This window comes from Candidatus Cyanaurora vandensis (genome assembly GCF_013285555.1).
Taxonomy (GTDB): domain Bacteria; phylum Cyanobacteriota; class Cyanobacteriia; order Gloeobacterales; family Anthocerotibacteraceae; genus Cyanaurora; species Cyanaurora vandensis.
Genome location: NZ_JAAXLT010000083.1, coordinates 1 through 4,939 on the forward strand (window position 1 = coordinate 1; position 4,939 = coordinate 4,939).

Below are 4,939 nucleotides of genomic sequence, written 5' to 3' on the forward strand. Positions count from 1 at the left end.
GAAATGTAGCAGTCCCAAATCAATCCCTACTTCTTTACCTGTCTGTGGCTGAGATTCTGACCGTTCTATATCTATACAAAACTGTACATAATAGCCATCGGCGCGACGGACTATCCGCACTCTTTTAATCTGCGCTACCGTATAGAAACTTAAATCCCTTGTACCGATTAGCCTAAAACAGCCTGCATCATTTTTATCGGTGAAGGTTATCCGTTTACGGTCATTAGATAACTTCCATCCGGTAGTTTTGTATTCTACTGACCGAGTATTCTTCTTGAACTGTGGATAGCCTTTCTTGCCGGGAGTTTGTTTATTGCAGTTATCATAAAACCTGGAGATAGCAAACCACGCCCGTTCAATACTGGCTTGTCTAGCTTGGGAGTTAAGTTTAGCTGCCCATTCATGTTCTTTTGCTAAGTCAGGACAGAGCTTATACAAATCATTCTTATTTATCCCCCGATTATCCAGCCAATAGCGCAGGGCTTTATTACGAATGAACTGAGCGGTACGGATGGCCTCATCGAGCCGTCCATGCTGTTGAGGTTTTCCCTCAAGTTTTGCTTCGAGAACAATCATGAGTGAATTATACCCGAGGTGGACTGAGTGGCGCGGGGCTAGCCCTGTGGTCCCAGAGGGCTATTTTGTGCCTCCCGTTGGTCGTGCGGCTTATATCTCTATGCCTAAAGGCAGGGGCTTTACACCGCTTTTGGTAAAGATTTATTACTGGGCGGATAAATAGGGAATTCTCTTGAAAGTTGTACTGTAATTCTTTTCCTAGGAAGTCTTGACTTACTACTAGGCCCCTTGAAACCCATCTAGTTTCCTGTTGCCCTCCATTTTAGTAGCTCTTAGTCCTGTATTTCCTGTTATATTGGGCTGGGTGGAAATTTTGTGGGGAGTTTATGGCAATGTTTACAACGGTTATCGGCAATGGTCCCGTCGAGTTTACGGATCGGGCAACGGGTAAACAGTTTTCGATTCCGCTTTCTTTTATTAAGCCAGACCTGCAAGCTCCCGAGTCGAGCGGGTGGGTGACCCTGGGGATTAGTCCGTCTCTGCAACCGGAGGCAACGAACTGGTTGAAATATCTCTTTGTCCAAGGGGTGTTAACCGTTAGCACCACGTCCATCTCCCGACCCGCCTTTCTCCTTAAAGCTGCCCAGGCTGGCGTGATGGGGAACAATATTAAGGTCGAGTTTACCGATGTAGTCGCTGATCCCCCTGCCTTTGCCGCCAAAATTACGGCGATAGATACCTTTGCTGGCCTTAGCGTAGACCCGACCGCGCCTAACTTTGTCCAAACCGTGTTGACACCGGGCTTGGTCCAAGTCAAAACTATCCCCGACCCCGCACCTTTCCCGGCGGCGGGTACTTACATCCTGGATGAGGGCGGCGGTGATGGGATTACCCCGGCTTTTCGGACCATTCCCAGTGCTGATGACCCTACTGTGACGGCCTTTGTGCTGGAGGCCACCCAGACGGATGCAACCGGAAATGGGATTCAGGTGACGATTACGAGCACCCCGCCGACTATCTTCACCCTCCAGGCCCGACTCGAACAAAACCCCACGGACATTTCGCTGAGCGATCTGCCCGCGAAGCTCGCCGGGGTTGCCCGTGGGGGGGTGGGCTACCTGATTGAGGTTAGTGCCCCGACGAGCGGCTTTGCCCTACCGACGGCGAGCACGATTTACCTCAAGGGCGGGACCAATACCCAAGCAGCGACTCCAGCCCAGGCTACTATACTTTTAGCTAAACATCACCCAAGGAGCGACGATGCCAGTCACACCCACCTATCCGGGTATCTACATTGAGGAGCTACCGAGTAACGCCCGTACGATTACAGCGGCTCCTACCTCGGTTGCCGTCTTTAGCGGTTACAGCCACCCCTACCGGACCCGCAATTTCGATACGGCGGTGGAGATCTTCAACTTCACGGATTACGAGCGGGAATTTGGCGGACTTTATGATAGCGGTCTGATTGAGATTAATTTGGCCCATGCGGTCAATCAGTTCTTTCTTAATGGCGGCTCCGTGGCCTACGTGGTCGGACTCGAACCCAAGTATTACAACAGCAGCGGGGCGGCGGTGGGCGGCGGCACGATTCCTCGCCCGGAAACGAACATTGGGGATATCCAGTTCCAGGGACTAGAGCCCACGGACCAGACGACGATGACCGTGACCGTCAACAATTTGAGCGCGACGAGCGACACCGCCGATATTCTGATTGCCTACGGTTCACGGGTGGAGGTCTTCCGGGGGGTCAATCTGAACGCGACCAGCCCCGACTACATTGAGAAACGGTTGGGCACCGACAGCGACCCCACAGCGGCTCGCTCTGCCCTAGTGCGCGTCCGGCCTACTCCCCCTGCTATCGCCTACAGCGGGGTCTTTACGGCGGCTCTCCAGCAGTCCTTGCCCATGGCGACCCTCCCCGTGGGCTTTGCCGGGACGTTCAGTGCGACGGATTTTACCCAGGTGTTTCAAGCCGATAGTTCCCTGGATAAAGTGCGGATTTTCAATTTACTGGTGCTGCCCGGTGTGGTGGCGAACGAGATTTTGAGTGCGGCGTTGGCTTTCTGTGAGCGTAAACAGGCGTTTTTCATCATGGACCCCGCGCCCCAGGCCGGGGCCGACAGTAGTAACCCCCTGGTCCCGCCCATCAATGACTTCGTGGATGCCCTGCCCAAAAGCCCCAACGGTGCCCTCTACTTCCCCTACCTCCGCACGACCAACCCGCTCAACGGTCGGGTCCTCGAACTCCCGCCCAGTGGTTATGTCGCCGGGATCTACGCCCGCACCGACCTCAACCGGGGGGTCTGGAAAGCTCCGGCGGGGCTGGAGACGACCTTGCTCAATACGATCGGGGTGGTGGACCGGGGCCGGATGACCGATCCGCGCCAAGGTGTGCTTAACCCGCGTGGGGTCAACTGTCTGCGCTCTTTTCCGGGGGTGGGGACGGTGGTTTTTGGGGCACGAACTTTGGTGACGGAGAACCCGGCTTTCCAGCAGTACCGCTATGTCCCGGTGCGCCGCTTGACCCTGTTTATTGAACAGACGCTCTACCGCAATCTGGGTTGGGCGGTTTTTGAACCCAATGATGAGCCTTTGTGGTTGGCCCTCAGGACGACCGTGGACAACTTTATGCTCTCGCTCTTTAGTCAGGGCGCATTCCAGGGGGGTACGCCCAGTCTGGCCTTCCAGGTCAAGTGTGATGCCTCGACCACCACCCAGACTGACATTGATAACGGGGTGGTCAATCTCATCGTCGCCTTCCGACCGCTTAAGCCCGCTGAATTCATCGTGATTAAAATTGCCCAACTCGCCGGTCAGGTCCAATCCTAGGAGACTCCCATGGGGAAACCCTTCTCTGTCAATACCAGCCGTTTTGACCCCTACAAAACTTTTCGCTTCCTGGTTTACCTGGACACTGCCACTACCCCGGTCGCCGGGATTAGTAAAGTGACCGGGCTGAAGCGTTCCTCTGATGTGATTGAGTACAAGCAGGGGGGTGACATGATTATCCGTAAGGGCTTGGGCCGCACCAAGTATGAGCCCGTCACCCTGGAGCGGGGGTTGACCCACGACACGGATTTTGAAGTCTGGGCCAATGCGCCCCAACTCCTCGACAAGGGAGCGGCGGGTCAGTCGCTCAAAAATCTGCGTAAACAGGTGCGGATTGAACTGCTCAACGAAGCGGGTCAGCCTGTCCATCGCTACATCCTGCACCGTTGTTGGGTCTCGGAGTACCAGTCCCTTGCGGATCTCGATGCGGGGGCCAATGCCATTGCCATTGAGCATATCAAGCTCGAACACGAGGGCTGGGAGCATGATTTGAGTCTGTCTGAACCCACCGAACGGTAGGGGAGATGCGTCTACCCGTCAGTGGTCTGGACCTCTGGGTACACCCGCCCACGGGGGCGGAGGATCTGCTTTTGGCTGAGGCGGGGGTCTGTGATACGCGGTTGGCGTTGGCGGTCGTCCAGCGGTTAGCCCGGTCTAGGGATGGACAAACGGTGGACTGGGCTAATCTTTGTGTGAGTGACTTGGACGCGCTGTTGTTGCAGTTGCGCCAAGAGCTATTTGGGGATTGGGTGCGGTCGGACCTCGGCTGTCCGGGCTGTAGTCAGCGTTTTGACCTCTCTTTTCGGCTCAGTGACTACCTCCAGCGTCATGTCCCGCGCCGTGCCCGTGGGGTGGAACCAGCAGCGGACGGGTGGTTCCGGCTGAAGAATAGCCCGGTTTCGTTCCGATTGCCCACGGGGGCAGACCAGTTGGCCTTAACGGGGGATGTTGACCCGGAGCAGTTGCTAGTGCGTCGTTGTATCCGCCCGGACCCCTTGACGAGTCGCTGGCGGCGGCGAGTGGAACAGGCGATGGGTGCCCTAGCTCCCAGTCTCTCCCAGGACCTCGCGGGGCAATGCCCAGCGTGTGGTCTGGTGGTTTTGGTCTTCTTTGATGCCCAGCAGTTCACCCTGCGCGAACTCTGTGACCAAGCTCGTGGGGTCTACGAGGAAATTCATCTGCTGGCTGGCTATTACCACTGGTCGGAGGCGGAGATCCTAGCCTTGCCCCGTGTCCGTCGTCGTCACTATGCCGAATTCATCCGTCAAGCGGTGAGGTCCTGATGTCTACTTCCTATCTCGGTCTGCTTGCCCGCCGCACCCGTGGCTCCCAACCGCTCCTCATGCCCCCCCGCCTCCCCTTGGGTCAAACGGAAGGACCCGCCACCAACTACTTTCAACCCAACTCGATCCCTGAACCCCGCCCGGTTGCGAGCGTTCCATCTAAATTGGTCAGCGCACCCTCTGTTGTCGCGCTCCCAGTCTCTCCACCGCCCCTTGAACGAGAAACGGTTTTTACCCCCGCTCAGGACTCCGCGCCGCCTCTTGAACCTCGTCCGGTGGTTACGACATCACCCGTTGCCCTAGCCCCCGCC

The 4,939-nt window shown here is 56.4% G+C and carries 5 protein-coding genes and 1 pseudogene; 5 read left to right on the forward strand and 1 reads right to left on the reverse strand.

Going from position 1 to position 4,939, the window contains the following annotated elements; all coding sequences use genetic code 11:
- A partial coding sequence (locus HFM78_RS05355; protein WP_287128392.1) for a transposase occupies positions 1 to 576 on the reverse strand: 576 nt, incomplete at its 3' end.
- A 326-nt stretch (positions 577 to 902) separates the two neighbouring features.
- Between HFM78_RS05355 and HFM78_RS05360 the strand changes: the two genes are divergently transcribed.
- The 5 genes and pseudogenes from HFM78_RS05360 to HFM78_RS05380 all read left to right on the forward strand — a co-directional run.
- Positions 903 to 1,814 (forward strand): hypothetical protein, encoded by a 912-nt coding sequence (locus tag HFM78_RS05360; protein ID WP_287128393.1) that lies wholly within the window; start codon positions 903 to 905, stop codon positions 1,812 to 1,814.
- Positions 1,777 to 3,345: a phage tail sheath subtilisin-like domain-containing protein gene (locus HFM78_RS05365; protein WP_287128394.1), complete on the forward strand. Its 1,569-nt coding sequence runs from the start codon at positions 1,777 to 1,779 to the stop codon at positions 3,343 to 3,345. The genes HFM78_RS05360 and HFM78_RS05365 overlap by 38 nt, the downstream gene beginning before the upstream one ends.
- Before the next feature lie 9 nt (positions 3,346 to 3,354).
- A complete protein-coding gene (locus tag HFM78_RS05370; RefSeq protein WP_287128395.1) occupies positions 3,355 to 3,864 on the forward strand; it encodes a phage tail protein in 510 nt (169 codons plus the stop codon).
- A gap of 5 nt (positions 3,865 to 3,869) precedes the next feature.
- Positions 3,870 to 4,628 (forward strand): hypothetical protein, encoded by a 759-nt coding sequence (locus HFM78_RS05375; protein WP_287128396.1) that lies wholly within the window; start codon positions 3,870 to 3,872, stop codon positions 4,626 to 4,628.
- Positions 4,628 to 4,939 (forward strand): annotated as a pseudogene (locus HFM78_RS05380) (hypothetical protein); the annotation flags it as partial. The gene HFM78_RS05375 and the pseudogene HFM78_RS05380, both read left to right, overlap by 1 nt.